The organism is Paraburkholderia sp. UYCP14C (genome assembly GCF_004197395.1).
Taxonomy (GTDB): domain Bacteria; phylum Pseudomonadota; class Gammaproteobacteria; order Burkholderiales; family Burkholderiaceae; genus Paraburkholderia.
Genome location: NZ_SELS01000063.1, coordinates 23,441 through 43,117 on the forward strand (window position 1 = coordinate 23,441; position 19,677 = coordinate 43,117).

General features: G+C 64.7%; 21 protein-coding genes. 5 read left to right on the top strand and 16 right to left on the bottom strand.

Annotation, left to right across the window (positions count from 1 at the left end; genetic code table 11):
• Window positions 1-71: 71 nt before the first annotated feature.
• Entirely contained in the window at window positions 72-1,385 is a 1,314-nt protein-coding gene (waaA, locus tag EVC45_RS36210) for a lipid IV(A) 3-deoxy-D-manno-octulosonic acid transferase (RefSeq protein ID WP_129962937.1), read from the top strand.
• A gap of 145 nt (window positions 1,386-1,530) precedes the next feature.
• On the opposite strand, the gene EVC45_RS36215 is transcribed toward waaA, so the two are convergent.
• From EVC45_RS36215 to urtA, 16 genes are all read right to left on the bottom strand, one after another.
• Window positions 1,531-1,983, bottom strand: a complete 453-nt coding sequence (locus EVC45_RS36215) for a DUF3828 domain-containing protein (protein WP_129962938.1) — start codon at window positions 1,981-1,983, stop codon at window positions 1,531-1,533.
• Between the two features lie 54 nt (window positions 1,984-2,037).
• Window positions 2,038-2,700, bottom strand: coding sequence for an urease accessory protein UreG (gene ureG, locus EVC45_RS36220; protein ID WP_129962939.1), 663 nt, complete (start codon window positions 2,698-2,700; stop codon window positions 2,038-2,040).
• A gap of 30 nt (window positions 2,701-2,730) precedes the next feature.
• A complete protein-coding gene (locus EVC45_RS36225; RefSeq protein ID WP_129962955.1) occupies window positions 2,731-3,411 on the bottom strand; it encodes an urease accessory protein UreF in 681 nt (226 codons plus the stop codon).
• On the bottom strand, window positions 3,398-4,027 hold the full coding sequence (gene ureE / locus EVC45_RS36230) for an urease accessory protein UreE (protein ID WP_129962940.1): 630 nt from the start codon (window positions 4,025-4,027) through the stop codon (window positions 3,398-3,400). The genes EVC45_RS36225 and ureE overlap by 14 nt, the downstream gene beginning before the upstream one ends.
• Before the next feature lie 2 nt (window positions 4,028-4,029).
• Window positions 4,030-5,736: an urease subunit alpha gene (gene ureC, locus EVC45_RS36235; protein ID WP_129962941.1), complete on the bottom strand. Its 1,707-nt coding sequence runs from the start codon at window positions 5,734-5,736 to the stop codon at window positions 4,030-4,032.
• 98 nt (window positions 5,737-5,834) lie between these two features.
• Window positions 5,835-6,140, bottom strand: coding sequence for an urease subunit beta (locus tag EVC45_RS36240; protein WP_129962942.1), 306 nt, complete (start codon window positions 6,138-6,140; stop codon window positions 5,835-5,837).
• 25 nt (window positions 6,141-6,165) lie between these two features.
• Window positions 6,166-6,468 carry an urease subunit gamma gene (gene ureA, locus EVC45_RS36245; protein ID WP_008923043.1) on the bottom strand — a complete coding sequence of 101 codons (303 nt, stop codon included), beginning with the start codon at window positions 6,466-6,468 and terminating at the stop codon, window positions 6,166-6,168.
• 158 nt (window positions 6,469-6,626) lie between these two features.
• Window positions 6,627-7,439 carry a transporter substrate-binding domain-containing protein gene (locus EVC45_RS36250; protein WP_129962943.1) on the bottom strand — a complete coding sequence of 271 codons (813 nt, stop codon included), beginning with the start codon at window positions 7,437-7,439 and terminating at the stop codon, window positions 6,627-6,629.
• A 213-nt stretch (window positions 7,440-7,652) separates the two neighbouring features.
• Window positions 7,653-8,522, bottom strand: a complete 870-nt coding sequence (locus tag EVC45_RS36255) for an urease accessory protein UreD (RefSeq protein WP_129962944.1) — start codon at window positions 8,520-8,522, stop codon at window positions 7,653-7,655.
• Between the two features lie 95 nt (window positions 8,523-8,617).
• A complete protein-coding gene (locus EVC45_RS36260; RefSeq protein ID WP_129962945.1) occupies window positions 8,618-8,815 on the bottom strand; it encodes a hypothetical protein in 198 nt (65 codons plus the stop codon).
• Between the two features lie 66 nt (window positions 8,816-8,881).
• A complete protein-coding gene (locus tag EVC45_RS36265) occupies window positions 8,882-9,241 on the bottom strand; it encodes a hypothetical protein (RefSeq protein ID WP_248295396.1) in 360 nt (119 codons plus the stop codon).
• Between the two features lie 127 nt (window positions 9,242-9,368).
• Window positions 9,369-10,061 carry an urea ABC transporter ATP-binding subunit UrtE gene (gene urtE, locus EVC45_RS36270; protein ID WP_129962946.1) on the bottom strand — a complete coding sequence of 231 codons (693 nt, stop codon included), beginning with the start codon at window positions 10,059-10,061 and terminating at the stop codon, window positions 9,369-9,371.
• Between the two features lie 57 nt (window positions 10,062-10,118).
• On the bottom strand, window positions 10,119-10,982 hold the full coding sequence (gene urtD, locus EVC45_RS36275; protein ID WP_129962947.1) for an urea ABC transporter ATP-binding protein UrtD: 864 nt from the start codon (window positions 10,980-10,982) through the stop codon (window positions 10,119-10,121).
• Between the two features lie 10 nt (window positions 10,983-10,992).
• Entirely contained in the window at window positions 10,993-12,192 is a 1,200-nt protein-coding gene (urtC, locus tag EVC45_RS36280; RefSeq protein WP_129962948.1) for an urea ABC transporter permease subunit UrtC, read from the bottom strand.
• A gap of 1 nt (window position 12,193) precedes the next feature.
• Window positions 12,194-13,828, bottom strand: a complete 1,635-nt coding sequence (gene urtB / locus EVC45_RS36285; protein ID WP_129962949.1) for an urea ABC transporter permease subunit UrtB — start codon at window positions 13,826-13,828, stop codon at window positions 12,194-12,196.
• Between the two features lie 332 nt (window positions 13,829-14,160).
• The gene (urtA, locus tag EVC45_RS36290; protein WP_129962950.1) at window positions 14,161-15,459 is read right to left on the bottom strand and encodes an urea ABC transporter substrate-binding protein; all 1,299 of its coding nucleotides are present in this window, start codon (window positions 15,457-15,459) and stop codon (window positions 14,161-14,163) included.
• 700 nt (window positions 15,460-16,159) lie between these two features.
• Between urtA and EVC45_RS36295 the strand changes: the two genes are divergently transcribed.
• From EVC45_RS36295 to EVC45_RS36310, 4 genes are all read left to right on the top strand, one after another.
• The gene (locus EVC45_RS36295) at window positions 16,160-17,035 is read left to right on the top strand and encodes a patatin-like phospholipase family protein (RefSeq protein ID WP_129962951.1); all 876 of its coding nucleotides are present in this window, start codon (window positions 16,160-16,162) and stop codon (window positions 17,033-17,035) included.
• A gap of 223 nt (window positions 17,036-17,258) precedes the next feature.
• Window positions 17,259-17,597 carry a hypothetical protein gene (locus tag EVC45_RS46280; RefSeq protein ID WP_211193532.1) on the top strand — a complete coding sequence of 113 codons (339 nt, stop codon included), beginning with the start codon at window positions 17,259-17,261 and terminating at the stop codon, window positions 17,595-17,597.
• Window positions 17,575-17,775 carry a hypothetical protein gene (locus EVC45_RS36305; RefSeq protein WP_129962952.1) on the top strand — a complete coding sequence of 67 codons (201 nt, stop codon included), beginning with the start codon at window positions 17,575-17,577 and terminating at the stop codon, window positions 17,773-17,775. Before EVC45_RS46280 ends, EVC45_RS36305 begins: the two co-directional genes overlap by 23 nt.
• A 786-nt stretch (window positions 17,776-18,561) precedes the next feature.
• Window positions 18,562-19,344: an alpha/beta hydrolase gene (locus tag EVC45_RS36310; protein WP_129962953.1), complete on the top strand. Its 783-nt coding sequence runs from the start codon at window positions 18,562-18,564 to the stop codon at window positions 19,342-19,344.
• Window positions 19,345-19,677 lie beyond the last annotated feature (333 nt).

Sequence of the window (19,677 nt, forward strand, 5' to 3'; positions counted from 1 at the left end):
CAGGCGCCGACCCGCATCGCGCGTATCAGTGTCGTGGACTTTGCGAAGCGCACGAACCACACGGAGCGCCGATGCTAAGAGCGATCTATTGCGCGCTCTGGTGGCTGATCGCGCCGCTTGCCGTGCTGCGTCTCTTGATCCGTTCGCGCAAGGAGCGCGGCTATCGCGAGCATATCGGCGAGCGCTTCGGCTATTCGCGCGGACGCTTGCCCGAAGACAGCGCGCCGCTGATCTGGGTGCATGCGGTGTCGGTCGGCGAGACGCGCGCCGCGCAGCCGCTGATCGACGCGCTGATGAAGGCGCGCCCCGACGCGCGCATTCTGCTCACGCATATGACACCGAGCGGCCGCGCGACCGGCATCGAGATTTTCGGCGACCGCGTGTTGCGCAGCTATCTGCCGTACGACATGCCGCATGCGGTGCGGCGCTTCCTGCGCGCGTGGCGGCCGTCGCTCGGTCTCGTGATGGAAACCGAGGTGTGGCCGACCTTGATCGACGAATGCCGGCGCGCCGACGTGCCGCTCGTGCTGACCAATGCGCGGATGTCGGCGCGTTCGTTCAGGCGCGCGGCGAAGTTCGGCGGCGCGACGAAGGACGTGTTCGGCGGCTTCGCGCGCGTACTCGCGCAGAGTCCGTCCGATGCCGAGCGCTTGACGTCGCTCGGCGCGCGCAACGTGGCGGTGCTCGGCAATCTGAAGTTCGACATGAGCACGCCGCCCGAACTCGCGGCGCGCGGCCACGCATGGCGCGCGGCGATCGGCACGCGGCCCGTGTGGGTGGCGGCGAGCACGCGCGAGGGCGAAGAAGCGCTGGTGCTCGACGCGTTCGCGGCGCTCGGCGTCGACGATGCGCTGCTGATTCTGGTGCCGCGTCATCCGCAACGCTTCAATGAAGTCGCGGCGCTGGTCGAGAAGACGGGGTTGCGGCTCGAACGCCGATCGAACTGGGCGCCCGATGCGAAGGTCGCCTCGGCGGCGCGCACCGCTGACGATGGCGTGCCGCCGTTGCCTGATAACGTGAACGTGCTGCTCGGCGATTCGATGGGCGAGTTGGGCGCTTACTACGCGGCGTCGGATCTTGCGTTTATCGGCGGCAGTCTGTTGCCGCTCGGCGGACAGAATCTGATCGAAGCATGCGCGGTCGGCGTGCCGGTGCTAATCGGGCCGCACGTTTTCAACTTCACGCAAGCCACCGCCGATGCGCTCGCGGCCGGTGCTGCCGTGCAGGTGCAGGACCCGGCCGATCTGGCGCGCGCGCTGCGCGAACTGTTCGGCGACAAGGCGCGACGGCTCGCGATGGGCGGTGCCGCTGCCGCGTTTGCGGCGCGGCATCGTGGGGCGACGGCGAGGACGGTGGATGTGTTGGCGGCGTTGTTGCCGGAGTAGGGGGAGGTGCGGCGCGAAGCGGTGGATTGCTTCGCGTTTGATTCAGCGTCGATTGCACGGGTCGTTCCCGTTAATTTGATCAAACGGTACTCCGAATCTCCGCAGCACCTTGCCACGCCGGGTTCGGTCGTTTAATCGGCAGCGACTACCTGTCGTCCTCGGTATCGACCACCTTCGTGATCTTCCAGACGTTCCCCTGCTTGCGCAGAAACGCGATGATCGTTTTCTTTTCCGTCGATCCGAACGTTAAGGGCACGACCGCCACGCCATTGAGAAGAAGAGCGGGGTGCACCGCTGTGTGCGCGACCCAGTCCTGGTCGTCATAGTCCTGGACGCGGGTGAAATACTCCGCTTGCTCCGCGAACCTGTTTTGCTTGTATTCCGCTCTCAGAAAATCCACGGTTGGTTTTGAGACATAGGTGTAAATATCCTTGTCCATTAACGCGTATCCGTGCCTTTCCGAACTCCGGTGAAGAAACCATTTATAAAACACCGCGATACTGGATTCGGGTGTGCTTATGTCCGGCGCTTGCGCCATCGCCAGCGACTGAAAAAGCATCAAGAACGCGAGGATCAGAAGGTTTAGGGGTTTGCGCATGGTTCAGTCGTGGCGATAGATTTTGTAGGGAGGGTGACCAATCCCTCCACCCATTCACACCTTCAACAACCCCTTCTTTTCAATAAACCTAACCACGTCGCCGAGGCCTTCGAGCGCCTTCAGATTGCACATCACAAAGGGCCGCTCGCCGCGCATCTTCTTCGCATCCGAGGCCATCACGTCGAGATTCGCGCCCACCAGCGGCGCAAGATCCGTCTTGTTGATCACGAGCAGATCAGACTTCGTAATGCCGGGTCCGCCCTTGCGCGGAATCTTCTCGCCGCCCGCGACGTCGATCACGTAGATCGTCAGGTCCGACAGTTCCGGGCTGAAGGTGGCCGCGAGGTTGTCGCCGCCCGATTCGATGAAGACGATGTCCGCGTCCGGAAAGCGCGTGAGCATGCGGTCGACCGCTTCGAGGTTGATCGACGCGTCCTCGCGGATCGCCGTGTGCGGACAGCCGCCCGTCTCGACGCCCATGATGCGCTCGGCCGGCAGCGCGCCCGCGACCGTCAGCAAACGCTGATCCTCTTTCGTATAGATGTCGTTCGTGATCGCGACGAGGTCGTACTGGTCGCGCATCGCCTTGCACAGCATTTCGAGCAGCGTGGTCTTGCCCGAGCCGACCGGGCCGCCGACGCCCACGCGCAGCGGCGGCAGCTTCTTCGTGCGGGTCTGGGTCGTGGGGTGGGAAACAGGATGATGAGGTGCGTTCATGATGGATCGTGGGACTCGGGTGTGATCGTGTTACGAGCGGAAGAGCCGCGAATACTGCGACTCGTGGCGCGCCGACAGAATGCCGAGCTGCGGCGCGAACGTGTTGAGGTCGTCACGTGAAGTGGCGAGCGCGCGCGCGACGGCCGCGTCGATCGGTCCGCGCAGCGCGACGATGATGCGCTGCCCCGCAAGCTGGCCGAGTGGCACCGCCTTCAACGCGGCAGCGGCCTGGTTCTCGACCCAGCTGAACGCATAGGCGGCGAGCGCGGCATCGACAGGCGCATCGTGCGCATAGGCAGCGAAGGCGAACGCGCTCGGCTGCGCGAGCGGCGTGAGCGACGCGAGCGTCGCGCGTCTCGCCGCATCGCCCCATTCGAGCGAGACGCATAGCTGTCGCAGCGACCAGCCCATCTGCTCGGTTTCGCGGCGTAGCTCGGCGGACTCCCGGCTCGCGAGAAACTCGGCGTTGGCATCGGCGAGTTCCACGGCATCGTGCGTACGCCAGCGTTCGATCTGCTGGGCCAGGAACGGCAACTCGCCGCGCGCGAGCACGTCGGTCAGGCCGCGTTCGATCCACGTGCGGGCGGAGTCGGCGTCGGTGATGAGTTGCGCTTCGATTGCCGCTTCGAGACCCTGCGAATAGCTGAACGCGCCGATCGGCAGCGCCGGCGACGCGAGATGCAGCAGCGCAGTGAGTTCAGCGATGCGCATGGCGATGCGAGTGGTGCCCATGTCCGCACGATTCGTCGTGCACGTGGCCATGGTCGTGATCGTGCGAGTGCGAAGAACCCTCATGACCATGCTCATGACCATGATGCTCGCCAAACACCTGTTGCGCGATCGCATAGTCCTCGGCAAAGGTCTCGTCGTGCCCATGCTTATGCCCGCCGCCATAGGCACCCGCTTCCGGCTGGAACGGCAGCGTCGCCTGTTCGACCGTCGCGCCGATGCGCTTGATCATGTCGGCGAGCACCGGATCGTATTCGAGCTTCAGATAATCGGCGCCCACTTCGACCGGCGTATGACGATTGCCGAGGTGATACGCGGCGCGCGTCAACGTCAACGCGTCCGAGGCGCGTACCACGAGCACGGCTTCATCGGCGGCAACGACGCGCACGAGCCCGCCATCATCGGCGACGAGCACGTCGCCATCGCGCAGCACGGTGCCGCGCGGCAACAGCAAGGCGACTTCCTCGCCGTTGTCGAGCGTCGCGGCAAGACGGCTCTTGCGGCGTTCGTCGAACGCGAGCGTCAACGTCGGCGCACGCTTCACGAGTACCGGCGCAATCTTCAGATGCGGCGCGAGAAGTTTATCGAGTGTACGCATGATCAGAACAGGAAATAGCGTTGCGCCATCGGCAGCACGGTGGCCGGATCGCAGGTCAGCAACTGGCCGTCGGCGATCACCTGGTAGGTTTCCGGGTCGACGCTGATATTCGGGCGCCACGCGTTGTGAATCATGTCGGCCTTGGTCACGTTGCGGCAGTTCTTCACGGCAACGATGCGCTTTTGCAAGCCATAGCGTTCGGCGACGTTCGCATCGGCGGCGAGCTGCGACACGAAGGTCAGCGACGTGCGACCCAGCGCGCCGCCGCGCGTCGCGAACATCTCGCGATAGTGCACGGGCTGCGGCGTCGGAATCGACGCATTCGGGTCGCCCATCTGGGCCATCGCGATCATGCCGCCCTTCAGGATCAGCGACGGTTTGATGCCGAAAAACGCCGGCTCCCAGAACACGAGGTCGGCCCACTTGCCCGGCTCGATCGAGCCGACTTCATGCGCGATGCCGTGCGTGATCGCCGGATTGATCGTGTACTTCGCAACGTAGCGCTTCGCGCGGAAATTGTCGTGCCGCGCGCCGTCCTCGGGCAGCGCGCCGCGCTGCACCTTCATCTTGTGCGCGGTCTGCCACGTGCGGATGATCACTTCGCCGACGCGGCCCATCGCCTGCGAATCCGACGACAGCATCGACAGCGCGCCGAGATCGTGCAGGATGTCCTCGGCCGCGATCGTCTCGCGGCGAATTCGCGATTCGGCGAACGCGATGTCTTCGGCAATCGACGGATCGAGGTGATGGCACACCATCAGCATGTCGAGATGCTCTTCGAGCGTGTTGACCGTATAGGGCCGCGTCGGGTTCGTCGACGACGGCAGCACGTTCGCTTCGCCGCACACCTTGATGATGTCCGGCGCGTGGCCGCCGCCCGCGCCCTCGGTGTGATACGTGTGGATCGTGCGGCCCTTGAATGCGGCGACGGTCGCTTCGACGAAGCCCGCTTCGTTCAGCGTGTCGGTGTGGATCGCGACTTGCGTGTCCGTATCGTCGGCGACGGAAAGGCAGTTGTCGATCGCGGCCGGCGTCGTGCCCCAGTCCTCGTGCAGCTTCAGGCCGATCGCGCCCGCGGCGATCTGCTCGGTGAGCGGTGCCGGCTGGCTCACGTTGCCCTTGCCGAGAAAGCCGAGGTTCATCGGATAGCCGTCGGCCGCTTGCAGCATGCGTTCGAGATGCCACGGTCCCGGCGTGCAGGTCGTCGCATTCGTGCCGGTCGCGGGGCCGGTGCCGCCGCCGAGCATCGTCGTCACGCCGCTCGCGAGCGCTTCCTCGATCTGCTGCGGGCTGATGAAGTGAATGTGCGTATCGATGCCGCCCGCGGTCACGATCAGCCCTTCGCCCGCGATCACTTCGGTGGAGGCGCCGATCGCGATCGTCACGTTCGGCTGGATGTCGGGATTGCCGGCCTTGCCGATCGCGGCGATGCGGCCGTCCTTGATGCCGATGTCGCCCTTCACGATACCCCAGTGATCGAGGATCACCGCGTTCGTCACGACGGTATCGACGACCTCGGCATGTACGCGCTGCGACTGCCCCATGCCGTCGCGAATCACCTTGCCGCCGCCGAACTTGACCTCTTCGCCGTAGGTCGTGAAGTCGCGCTCGATCTCGATCAGCAGTTCGGTGTCGGCGAGGCGAACGCGGTCGCCGGTGGTGGGGCCGAACATCTCCGCGTACGCGCGGCGGCCAATGCGTAGTGTCATGGTGTGGATCCGGAATGAGCTACAAGCGAGCTACAAGCGAGCTACAGGCAAGGCAACAGGGAGCCGTGCGGTCCAAACGCCAGGGCGCGGGCGGCGCATCACAGCTTGCCCATCACCTTGCCGTTGAAGCCGTAGACGACGCGATCGCCCGCCAGCGCGACGAGTTCGACCGTACGTTGCTGGCCGGGCTCGAAGCGCACCGCGGTGCCCGCCGCGATGTTCAGGCGAAAGCCGCGCGCCGCTTCGCGATCGAACGACAGCGCGTCGTTCACTTCGTAGAAATGGTAGTGCGAGCCGATCTGCACGGGACGGTCGCCGGTATTCGACACCACCACCGTGACCGTCGCGCGGCCGGCGTTCAGTTCGTGTTCGCCGCCGTCGATGAGGAGTTCGCCGGGAATCATGGGGCCTGCCTTGACGGAGAAGAGTTCAGGGAATCGGATGATGGACGGTGACGAGCTTGGTGCCGTCCGGGAACGTCGCTTCGACCTGGATATCGGGGATCATCTCGGGCACGCCCTCCATCACGTCGGCACGCGTGAGCAGCGTGGTGCCGTAGTGCATCACCTCGGCGACGCTCTTGCCGTCGCGCGCGGCTTCCATCAGCGCGGCGGTGATGAAGGCGACCGCCTCCGGATAGTTCAGCTTGAGGCCGCGCGCGCGGCGCCGTTCGGCGAGCAGCGCGGCGGTGAAGATCAGCAGCTTGTCCTTCTCGCGAGGTGTCAGCTTCATCGGGTGTCGGTATCGGCGTTAGGGTGTGGTGGCTTGTTCGTCGCATCGCGATGACGGAGTGCTCGCATCGCGCCGTCAGCCGGTCACGGTACCAAGACCGGCTAACGACGCGCTTACAAATGCGTTTACAACCGAGCTTGCCACCGCGTTTGCAAAAATCACAGATCGGCGGGCAGCGGCGCGCCGAACCACTTCTTCGACATCGCAGCGAGCGTGCCGTCGTGTTTGGCCTGCGCGATCGCGGCATCGACCTTCTGTTGCAGGCGCGGCTCGTTCTTGTTCATGCCGACGAAGCACGGCGAGTTCTTGATCACGAACTTCGGCTCCGGGCGGCGCGGCGGATTCTTCGCGAGGATCGCGGCCGCGACGATGTTGCCGGCCGCGATCAGCTGCACCTGGCCGGACAGGAACGCGGCGATCGTCGCGTTGTTGTCCTCGAAGCGTTTGATCGTCGCGTTGGGCGCCATCTGCGTGAGACCGATTTCTTCGAGCGCGCCGCGCGTCGCGCCGACGGTCTTGCCGGTCAGATCGGCGGGACCGCTCACCTTGATATCGGCGGGACCGAACACGCCCTGGTAGTACGGCGCGTACGCGCTCGAGAAGTCGATCACCTTCTCGCGCTCGGGCGTCTTGCCGAGCGACGAGATCACGAGGTCGACCTTGTTCGTTTGAAGGTACGGAATGCGGTTCGCGCTGTTGACCGGCACCAGTTCGAGCTTCACGTTCATCGCTTTGGCGAGCAGCGCGGCCGTGTCGATGTCGTAGCCCTGCGGCTTCATGTCGGGACCGACCGAGCCGAACGGCGGATAGTCTTCGGGCACGGCGACCTTCAGCACGCCGGCCTTGGCGATGTTGTCGAGCGTGTCGGCGTGCGCAGGGCTCACATGAAACGCGAGGTCGGCGACGATGGGCAGGGCGAGCAATGCGGCCAGCAAGGCGCGGCGCGCGGCGCGGGAGAGAGTGCGGGTCATGGGCGTGAGCGGTGGTGGTGTCGTTGGTGTCGGGTCGTCGCTGGCTTCATCGTTGCCGGCCGCGAAGTGGCGAATGCAATGCAAGCTGTGTGCCATCGCGCTGCGCTGTGGCGCGCGGCGCGTTTCGCCGGCTCGCGCACAGGGTTGGGGCGAGCGCGTGTGCCACCTTGGTGCGCGAACGGTGCGATGAAGAAGAAAGGGGGAAGCGCGCGCTCAGGTCGACCAGATCCGCAACGGCACTGCCGCGACACCATGCACGACCGGGCGCAATTGCAGCCAGCAGCGCGTCAGCGCGTGCTGCAGCGTTTCCATCGAGCGCGATACCGCGCGCACCAGCAGCACGCCGTTCGTCACGCAGGAGGCGGCCGCTCGCAAGGTATCGTCGAACGGCAATTGCGCGCTCAGCGATTCGGCGAGCGCGTCGTCGCACGCGGCGCCCACCGCCCACAGCGTGCCGTACGCAGGAAAGCCGGCGAGTCCCTGCGGCGCGTCGCGCAGCGGATCGTCGGCGGTGAGGCTCGCGCGTTCGAACCACAGTAGCTCGCCATTCGCGCCGACGATGCGCGACACCGCGCGCAAGCTACCCGCCGACCAGCGTTCGCCGGCCGCCTGGCGTCCGAGCTGCGTCGCGTCCCAGCCGATCGCGCTCGCGCCGGCGCCGAGCGTCAGCGAAAAATCGAGTTGCGCGTTCGCGTGGTCGAACACGATGTTGTTCTGCGGCAGCCAGTCGAGCTTCGCCTGGCCGGCCACCTGCAGCGCGATACGTTGCCGCGCCGCGCGGCCGTTCGACTTGTACCACTTGGTTGCGCCCGGCGTCGTCAGCACGGCATGCGTGTGCGCGGCGAGCGTGATGTCGATGTCGAGCTGATCGCCACCCGCGACGCCGCCGGGCGGATGCACGATCACCGCGTGACAGATCGCCGGGCCTTCCGGATAGAGCGGCCGTTGCACGCGCAGCGGCCCATCGTGCAGCCGGTGCGCGAGCGTCGTGCGGGCGTCGCCGGCGACGAAGCCGAGTTCGAGACGCGCGCGCCATGGCGTGTGCGCGGCGGCGAGCGTGGCGTGGTTTTCGTGAAGCGACATGCGGATGGAGGGCGGAATCGGCGTGCGGCGAGCATAGCACGCGGGTCGAAGCGCGCAAGCCGCGGTAACCGCAGCTTGCGCGGCAGCGACTACGACTACGACGCAGTACCCTCGGGTGAGGCCTCGGTCACCGACAGCACCTTGATGCCCTCCCACTGCGGATGCAGCAGGCGCAGCAACGCGAGGACCGCGCGGGGCGTGTTTTCCTGAACGGTCAACGAGTCGCTGCCTGTCAGGATTGCTTTCTTGCCATGTTGGCAGTACTGATATTCGACGCGAACCGTCACGGACATGCGTATCTCCCTTCTCTTTCGATGTTGTGTCGCTAACCCAGGCCTTGGGCCGTATCGCGGCAGCGCCTAGCGTACGAGTGTCGGCTCGGCGTGATCGTCCACGCCCCGTTCCGCGCGGTTGATGAATCCGCAATCGAGCAATAGCTGACAGAAAGCTTCCGGCGAACACGACGGACCGGTCGTCTCGGCCATTCTCGCGAGGACGTCGGGGAACGACGCGAGCACGTGCCAGCTGTCGTAGTACGCGTGCAGTTGTGGCGCGAGTTCGTTGCCGAGCTTCTCCCAGCGCACCGACAGCATGCCGACCGTACCGCCGCTGTCCACCTCGAATAAACCAAAGGTGACCGCCGACACGACGTTCATCACCCTGCAATAGGAGGCGGGGTTCCTGTAGAACTCGCGTCTGACCTGCTTTTTGTCGTTCATGGTGTCCACCTCATCGAACCGTTACGGCGCTGCCTAGCCTGTCTAACGGTTGCGCGGCGGATAACTTGAGTGGTGAGTTGCAGTCGCGTCGGGGGGCGTGGTGGACGGTGGAAATTGAAGGAAACGCTTACACGGCGATCAACCCGCGCACGCCGTCCGCATCCATGTTCGCGCCTTCGCCGCCCGCGATGATTTCGCCGCGGCTCATCACCCAGTAGCGATCGGCGATCGCTTTGGCGAAGTCGTAGTACTGCTCGACGAGCAGTACCGTCATGCCCATCTCCTCGACGAGTTGCCGCAGCGTGCGGCCGATGTCCTGGATGATGGACGGCTGGATGCCCTCGGTCGGCTCGTCGAGGATCAGCAGTTGCGGCTCGCTCATCAGCGCGCGGCCGATTGCGAGTTGTTGCTGCTGACCGCCGGACAGATCGCCGCCGCGCCGGTTGCGCATGTCCTTCAGCACCGGGAACAGCTCATAGATCCGCTCGGGGATTTTCTTCGGCGCCTTTCTGCTGGCGGCGCCCACCAGCAGATTTTCCTCGACGGTCAGGCGCGGGAAGATATCGCGGCCCTGCGGCACGTAGGCGAGCCCCTGGGCGACGCGCGCATGAGTGGGCAGCTTCATCAGCCCTTCGCCGCGCCATGCGATCGCACCGCTTTTCGCGGGCACGACGCCCATCAGGCAGCGCAGCAGCGTGGTCTTGCCGACGCCGTTGCGCCCGAGCAGCACCGTCAGCTTGCCGTCGGGCACCGTGAGCTTCACGTCGCGCAGAATATGGCTGCCGCCGTAGTACTGGTTCAGTCGATCTACTTCGAGCATGGTTCATTCATCCAGTCGGGTTGACGATGCGATATCGCCTTCAGCCTTCAGCTGCAATCAGCGGCCCAGATAAGACTCGATCACGGTCTCATCGCGCTTCACTTCGTCGAGCGTGCCGTGCGCGAGCACGCGTCCTTCGGCCATCACCGTTACCTTGCCGGTGTCGCCCGCGAGTGCCGCGACGAACTCCATGTCGTGCTCGACGACCATCATCGAGCAGGTGCCGCGCAGGTGATTGAGCAACTCGGCGAGCTGCATCGTTTCGTCGTCGGTCATGCCGGCCGCGGGTTCGTCGAGCAGCAGCAGCGCCGGTTGCTGCATCAGCAGCATGCCGATTTCGAGGCGCTGCTTCTGGCCGTGCGACAGCTCGCCGGCGAGCCGTCGCGCTTCGCTTTCCAGCCCGATCAGCGCGAGCGTTTCCTCGATGCGCGCCTGCGCGTCGCGATCGAGCCGCGCGCGCAGCGACGCCCACCAGCCCTTGTCGGTCTTCATCGCGAGTTCGAGGTTTTCCCACACCGGATGCTGCTCGAACACGGTCGGCTTCTGGAACTTGCGGCCGATGCCGGAGCGCGCAATCGCCGGTTCGTTCATCCGGGTGAGATCGATCGACTGGCCAAGAAACACCTTGCCGTGATCGGGCGCGGTCTTGCCCGTGATCACGTCCATCATCGTCGTCTTTCCCGCGCCGTTCGGGCCGATGATGCAGCGCAGTTCGCCCGCGTCGATCGCGAGCGACAGCGCGTTCAGCGCGCGAAAGCCGTCGAAGCTGACCGTCACGTCTTCGAGGTAGAGGATCGTGCCGTGCGATACGTCGATCTCGCCGGGCACGACCGCGTGCCCCATGCTCGCGACGCCGCTCAACGAGCGTTCTGGCGGTGCTTCGGGTAAATCCAGATCGGGAACCATCGGGTTTTCGTTCATCAGCGGTTCCTCAGCGGTTTCTTTTGCGCGTCAGCAGATCGGCGAGGCCCATGATGCCGTTCGGCAGCAGCAGCGGCACCAGCACGAAGATCAGGCCGAGAAAGAACAGCCAGTATTCGGGGAAGTTCGCCGTGAAGAAGCTCTTCGCGCCGTTCACCGCGAACGCGCCGATGATCGGTCCGATCAGCGTGCCGCGTCCGCCGACCGCCACCCAGATCGCCATTTCGATCGAGTTGCCCGGCGACATCTCGCCCGGATTGATGATGCCGACCTGCGGTACGTAGAGCGCGCCGGCGATGCCGCACAGCACCGCCGACACGGTCCACACGAACAGCTTGTACGCGAGCGGGCTGTAGCCGAGGAACATCAGTCGCGTTTCGCCGTCGCGCACCGCGGTCACGACGCGGCCGAGCTTCGACGTGACGATCGCGCGCGCGCCGATGAACGCGGCGATCAGCACCGCGAACGTGAGCAGCAGCAACGCGGCGCGCGTGCCCTGATGGGTGATCGGAAAGCCGCCGATGCGCTTGAAGTCGGTGAAGCCGTTATTGCCGCCGAAGCCCGTTTCGTTGCGATAGAACAGCAGCATCGCGGCGAAGGTCATCGCCTGCGTGATGATCGACAGATACACGCCCTTCACGCGCGAGCGGAACGTGAAGAAGCCGAACACCCACGCGACCACGGCCGGCACCAGCACGATGAGCAACAGCGCATAGCCGAGATGCTGCGTGCCGTGCCAGTACCACGGCAACTGGTGCCAGTCGAGAAACACCATGAAGTCGGGCAGATCGCTGCCGTACTTGCCGTCGTGACCGATCGCGCGCATCAGGTACATGCCGATCGCGTAGCCGCCGAGCGCGAAGAACAACGCGTGGCCGAGACTCAGGATGCCGCAGTAGCCCCACACCAGATCGAGCGCGAGCGCGGCGATCGCGTAGCACATGAACTTGCCGGTCAGCGTCATCGCATACGCGGACAGATGCAACGCGCTCGTCTCCGGAATCACCAGCGCGGCGAACGGCACGCCGAGGCCGAACACGATGATCAACGCGATCAGCGCGAGCCACGCGCGACGCGACAGCAGCGCGGGCCGTGGCGGCAGGCCGAGCGCGAAGCCGCTGCTGGACTCGCGGGCGCCGCCAGCGCCCGCCGCTGCGGCGCGTGACGACGCGGCGGAAGTGGGGTTTGCCGATGAAGTAGCCGATGTCATCTCATGCCTCCGCGCTACGGCCCTTCAAGGCGAACATGCCCTGCGGACGCTTCTGGATGAACAGCACGATCAGCACGAGCACCGCGATCTTCGCGAGCACCGCGCCCCAGAACGGTTCGATCGCCTTGCTGACGAGCCCGAGACCGAAGCCGCCAAGCACGGTGCCCGCAAGCTGGCCGACGCCGCCGAGCACGACCGCCATGAACGAATCGATGATGTAGCTCTGGCCGAGGTCGGGCCCGACATTGCCGATCTGCGACAGCGCGCAGCCGCCGAGTCCCGCGATGCCGGCGCCGAACGCGAATGCATACGAATCGACGCGCGCGGTTTTCACGCCGACACACGCGGCCATGCGGCGGTTCTGCGTGACCGCGCGCACGAACAGACCCAGCCGCGTGCGCGTGAGCACGGCCCACGCGATCGCGACGACGATCAGCGAGAACGCGAGAATCGCGAGCCGGTTGTACGGCAGGATCAGGTTCGGCAGCACGGTGACGCCGCCGCTCATCCACGATGGATTGACGACCTGCACGTTTTGCGCGCCGAACAGCATGCGGGTCGCCTGAATCAGGATCAGGCTCACGCCGAAGGTGGTCAGCAGCGTTTCGAGCGGGCGACCATACAGGTGCTTCAGCACGAGCCGTTCGAGCACCATGCCGACCAGCGCGGCCGCGACGAACGAGGCCGGTATCGCGAAGAGCGGATACCAGTCGAACGCGTTGGGCGCGAAGCGCTGAACGAGGTTCTGCACGACGTAGGTCGCATACGCGCCGATCATCAGGAATTCGCCGTGCGCCATGTTGATCACGCCAATCAGGCCATACGTGATCGCGAGGCCGAGCGCGGCGAGCAGCAGCACGCTGCCGAGCGACAGCCCGGCGAACAGCGTGCCCGCGATCTGGCTGCGGCGCTGGATCGCATCGAGCTCATCGATGCCGCTTTGCGCGGCCGCGCGCACGCGTTCGTCGGTTTCGGCAAAGGTGCCGTCGGCCTTCTTCGCGACCAGCGGGCGCAGCAACTCGTTCATTTCCAGGTCGTGCCGCGCGGCGACCAGTTGCACCGCTTCGAGACGCTTCGCCGGGTCCGGGTCGTGCAATGCGCTCATCGCCCACAGCGTGTCGAGACGCTTCTTCAATGCGGGATCTGTCTCTTTCGCGCGCGCCGCGTCGACGAGCGGCTTGATCGAAGGATCGGGGTTTTGCAGCAGCGCATCGACGGCGGCTGCGCGTGTCGCCTGGTCGGGCGACGCGAGTTGCAGACCCGACAGCGCGCCCGCGACTTTCGAGCGCAGCAGGTTGTTCAACGTGACCGGTTGCGCGTCGCTCGCGGCGACGGGCTGGCCGGTGACGGCATCGCGGGTCGCGTCGCCGTCCTGCAGCAGTACCCCGCCCGAGTCGGTGGCGAGCGCGCTGTCGTCGGCGAGTGCCTTCAGCACCGCGAGCGACGCGGTGTCGTGCGTGGCGATCAGTTTGTCGATCGCGGCGGACTTCGCCTCGAAGTCGTCGCCGGCAAGCGGCGCGACGTCGGCCTGGGTCAGCGCGAATGCGGCGCCCGGCGTGCCGGCGAGAAGGACCGCAAGCGGCAGCAGGAGCGCCGCACCGCGTCGTCGTACGGAAGTCGGAAATGAAAGCGCCATGATGGCCTTTTGCTCTGGGTTGAGTCTATGAGCGGTGGAGCGGGCAAGGGCGCCGCGTGAGGCATCGCCGCTGCTTCCGCGTGACGATGCCGCGGCTTCAGCGGGACGCCGCCGCATCTTCAGCGAGGCGTCGCCGCGGATTGGCGTGCGCGGTCACGCCGCGCAACGCAGCCAGCGCGCGGCAACCGCGCGAAGCGCGACGCGTTTGGGTCGCGCGCGAGCCGCGCGTGTCAGTTTCCACGCTGCCCGTCGCGGCCGCAGCGGCAATACATGCGCGGCGAACCGCGCGTCAGACCGCCACCGCGCGCCGCAGCGCGGCTCACGCCGACACGTCATGCGACGCGCGAACGCCGCAGGAACGCCGGAATCGAGCTGACCACATCCGGCTTGCCCGCATTGCCGGCGATGAACGGGCTCCAGGGTTGCGCCCGAACCGGTCCCTTGGTGCGCCACACGACGTTGAACTGGCCATCGGCGCGCACCTCGCCGATCATCACCGGCTTGTGCAGATGGTGGTTGCCGTCCATCTCCAGCGTGAAACCGGACGGTGCAGCGAAGGTCTGCCCGACCATCGCGACGCGCACCTTGTCGACCTCGGTGCTCTTCGCTTTCTCGACCGCCTGCTTCCACATATGGATGCCGACGAAGGTCGCTTCCATCGGATCGTTGGTCACGCGCTTCGTGCCGCCCGGCAGGTTGTTGTCCTTGACCCAGGTGGCCCATTGCTTCTTGAACTTCTCGTTGGTCGGGTTGCGCACCGACATGAAGTAGTTCCAGGCCGCGAGATTGCCGACCAGCGGCTTCGTGTCGATGCCGCGCAGTTCCTCTTCGCCGACCGAGAACGCGACGACCGGCACATCCGACGCCTTCAGCCCCTGGTTGCCGAGTTCCTTGTAGAACGGCACGTTCGAATCGCCGTTCACGGTCGAGATCACCGCGGTCTTGCCGCCTTGCGAGAAGGTCTTGATGTTCGCGACGATGGTCTGATAGTCGCTGTGGCCGAACGGCGTGTAGACCTCCTGAATATCGGTTTCCTGCACGCCCTTCGATTTGAGGAATGCGCGCAGGATTTTGTTGGTGGTGCGCGGATACACGTAGTCGGTGCCGAGCAGGAAGAAACGCTTCGCGCCGCCGCCTTCGGCGCTCATCAGATATTCGGTCGCGGGGATCGCCTGCTGGTTAGGCGCTGCGCCCGTATAGAACACGTTGCGCGACATCTCCTCGCCTTCGTACTGCACCGGGTAGAACAGCAGGCCGTTCAGTTCCTCGAATACCGGCAGCACCGACTTGCGCGACACCGAGGTCCAGCAGCCGAACACGACCGCGCACTTGTCCTGGGTCAGAAGCTGGCGCGCCTTCTCGGCGAACAGCGGCCAGTTCGACGCCGGGTCGACGACTACCGGCTGGATCTGACGGCCCATCACGCCGCCGTTCTTGTTGATGTCGGCGATCGTCATCAACGCGGTGTCTTTCAGCGACGTCTCTGAGATCGCCATCGTGCCGGACAGCGAATGCAGGATCCCCACCTTGATCGGGCCGCTATCGGACTGCGCGTGCGCGAACGGCACGCGACCCGCGAGCGCGAGCGCGCCGGACATGGAGCCGAACTTCAACAGACTGCGACGTTTCATGTGCTTTCCCCTTGCCATTGATGGTCACTGTTTATGAGCGTCGATTTCAGCCAGCCAGGCTGAGCTCGTACGACTAGCCGCTCGTCTACTGCAAGGCACATGCCATGTGACATATTCGATGCGATGCGCGTGCGATGCCCGTTGCGGCGCGGCTATCGGCGCGAGGGCGGCGCGCCGGCCCATCGATGCCGCGGCGCGAAACTGGTGCAGTCGCGCGCGCCGCGCCTCGTTCGGGTGCGCGTCGCGCTGCGACGAAGCGCACTTCGCCGCCAGCGAATTGCCGGGGGCGCACGCGGAGCATCGGCGGTGCATGGACGGCATCAGCACGCCGTGTCTTTGTGCATGACGCGCGCTCTGTCTACGCTGAAAGGCCATCGATACAGGACAGGGGGACTCGACATAAGCGAGCGCGCGGCCGTCAGCCCACCGATGTGTTCGCTGTCTGGATGTGCTTCACAGTGAACCGTCAGTTCAGGAGCGCGCCGCGTACCGAGGTTTGGTGGATACCTTGAAAGGGACCTACCATGCAGAATGAACTGCTGGATCTGATCAACGGACGAAGATGCCGCAGCAGTGAATTGCTGAGGCTGGGTTGGATGCGCCATACAGGCGCTTGTGCGCGATTGCCTCAGCATGCTGGTGCCGGTCGACTGGCAACGGCAATTGGCGTTGAGCCGCGGGTAGACGTTTCGAACAAGTCATGAACTCCCCCCTTTCCGGTTTGACCGCCTTCGTGTTCGCGGGCGGTGGCAGCCTTGGCGCGATCGAGGTTGGCATGCTGCGCGAGCTGCTCGAGCGCGGTGAGCATCCGGGCTGCGTGGTGGGCGCCTCCGCAGGTGCGATCAACGCAGCGTATTTTGCTGGACAACCGGACGGCGGTGGCGTGGCGATGCTCGAAGCACTCTGGTGCAAGATCCGGCGCCAGGACATCATGCCGCTTTCCATGCTCGGGCTGCTCGCGATGATTCTGCGCAGTCGTGCGCACCTCGTCGAGGCGAACGCGTTGCGTCAGCTGCTGGAGACGCATTTGTCGTATGAGCGGATCGAGCAGGCGACCTTGCCGCTTCACATCGTCGCGACCGATTCGCTGACTGGCGACGAAATCGTTCTCTCTGCCGGTCCTGTGGTGAAAGCCGTGCTGGCGAGTGCAGCGATCCCCGGCGTGTTCCCGCCCGTGCGTATCGACGGGGTGGATCTCATCGATGGCGGCGTCGCCAACAACACGCCGATCTCAGTGGCGGTCACGCTCGGTGCGACGCGCATCATCGTGCTGCCGGCCGGGTTCGCGTGTGCGTTGCATGCGCCGCCGCGTACCGCAATTGCGCAGGCCCTGCATGCGCTGACGCTCGTCATCGCACGTCAGCTGTTGCGCGACCTTGAGTTCTATTCGACGCGTGCGCAGATCTATGTCGTTCCGCCGTTGTGTCCACTCGATGTCTCGCCCTACGACTATACGCAGTGCGCCCAACTGATCGAACGGGCTGCAAAGAAGACGCGTGCATGGCTCAGTGACGGTGGCCTCGAGCGCGCGTTGATTCCCGGTGAACTGCGCGAGCATGCGCACGCCGTGCGCTAACGGCGCAAGTAAATACTGACGAGCTACTTTGTGCCAAGAGTCAATGAAGCGACGAGCACGACTGGCTGCCGATGATTCTCTATGCGTATCGAGTTTGATCGCGGAGGCAACGGCGAATTAAGCGACTGCCTACTCCAGGTGCGACCGAATGCCATCCGGGTAGTTGCTTTCATGACCGTAAACTTACGGTTAGTAAGGTGGGGCTACGAAGGAGGTCCTGGTCATGGAAGTGGAAGAAAGGAACGAAGTTCACTGGGAGCCGCTTGCGGCGATTGCCCGTGAAGAGTTGGGCGTACCCTCACTGGTGGAGTCGGGGAAGGTCACGACCGACGTCCATCTGGTGCGAATCGCGAGTCTCGCGCAGGCGCTCGAGCGGGCGTACGACCTGGGCCTGCTGATGGGGCACCGGGTGAGTCGCATGGAGCAGGGGCAGGCACTGCCGTCCGAACTGGTCTGTCGTGACGAGCAGGATGGTGTGCGGGCCACCGCCAGCAAGTGGCTGCGTACGTGCGCGAGTAACGAACCGCAAGGAGGCGAGCATGAGTGCAACCTCCAGGAATGATCCTCACTGGCTCGCGTTGCAGGCGATCGCCGCGGAAACGATGGCGCTCGACTCTCTGGAGGAACGCGGGCGTACCGCGGCGGACCTTCGTATGGTCCGGGTCCGGGACATCGCCAGCGCGCTCGAGCAGGCGTACCGGATGGGCCTGAACGTCGGGTACAACGCCGAGCTGCATTGATGGAAGCGCTGGCGAAGGATCTCGGTCCTCGCCGGCGAGCCGACACAACCAGAAGCCCGTGCCGTGCACGGGCTTTTCGTTTTTGGATCATGCGCTCACGAGTTGCGGCGTCGCAGGCAGAGGCACTTACATATCGCTTCCGCTTGCTTTCGAGCTTCTCGAATTCCTCGTTGTGGCATCGCAAATCGTCTGCCCGGCTAACAGAGGGCGGTGCCGGAAGGTTGGCCCGACGGCAGCAGAATGGCGCGTACTCGCTCGGAGTCTCTCACGCCAAGTGAATTGGACAGCTTCTGTGCAGCATCGCGGCGGCCGATAGTCGTCGCTCCGGGGCCTGGATGTCCGGCTCAGAACGACCCGCATCAGCCGATCATACTTGTCCAAATGCAGGGGCTGTTCGCCGACCAAAAACAGCCATTCGAGTTCGTCAAACGATGCATCCGATAGATTCGGAATAGGCAAGGCAACAGAGCGACCCAGCCAGCAGGTAGCTTGCTCAACACAACCTTGCGTCGAGCGTGTATCCGTGAACCGAAACGCGCTCCTTCTGTGGAGTGCACCGACCAGCCGAGCGCCGCCGCAAAATGGACGCCGCAAAAAAGACTTTGCAGTGAATGGAATGTTCGCTCCGACACTGTGTTTGCACCCTTCGTACACCAGAATCCAGCGCCCGCTTGCAGTCGGAAGCATCGACCGGACGATTGGCTGGGTATGGTTCGTCTATCGACTCGCCGCAACGGCCGGGGGAGATTCGCGAATCTCATCCTTCACATATCTCGGAGAAGTCTCATGAAGTTGAATTCGTTTGTCCTCGCCGGTTTCGCCTGCGCCACGCTGCTGAGCGCAACGACGTCATTCGCGCAGGACAGCGCCACCGCCCCGTCCGCACCGATCAAGAACGTCGTGCTGGTTCACGGGCTGTTTGCAGATGGTTCGAGCTGGCAGAAAGTGATTCCGCTGCTGCAGGCGAAGGGCCTGCACGTGACGTCGGTGCAGAACCCGACGACCTCGCTCGACGCGGACGTGGACGCGGTCAAGCGCGCGCTTGCGCAACAGGACGGCCCGACGCTGTTGGTCGCACACTCGTACGGCGGGATGGTGATCAGTCAGGCGGGCGACGATCCAAAGGTGGCCGGTCTCGTGTACATTGCCGCGCGTGCGCCGGATGCCGGCGAGGACTATCCGGCGCTGACGAAGAAATTCCCGGCCGCGCCCGCATCGGCGGGGCTTCAGTGGTCGGCCGAAGGCTACGGCAAGTTATCCGAGCAGGCATTTGTGAAAGACTTCGCCGGCGATCTACCGACGGCTGAAGCAGAAACGTTCTATGCGGTTCAGCAGCCGATTGGCAAGGCGATCACGATGGCGAAGACGACCATCGCCGCGTGGCACGACAAGCCGACCTGGTATGCGGTGTCGACTGACGATCGGACCATCAACCCCGATCTGGAACGCTTCATGGCGAACCGGATGCGCGCGCATACGATCGAGCTTAAGTCGAGCCACGTGTCGCTGCTATCGCATCCGACTGAAGTGGCAAATATGATCCTCGAGGCGAGCGGCGAGCAGAAGTAAGGCGGTGCTCGCGTCGCCTCGCATTGGCGCATAGAGCGCGAGCGGTCAAGCGGCTAAAGAACTTGCAGGCGATAGGCAACGGTGAGGCAGGGTTTGGTGAACGGTTGGACAAGAATGTCCTTGACTGACCGCCTACGGTCAAACGGCCGAAGATTGACATCAAATCGATCGGAGGCGATCGCGCATGAATGGCAGCTGCGCCACCTGGAAGTGACGTCCGAGCGTCCGGATTGCCTTGCAGGCGAACGACCGATGCTGGCCGAGGCTGTGTAAAAACGCACTGATCGCCTAGACTGAATCAACCCGTTGTTGCGAGAGGCGAAGATGGGGCGA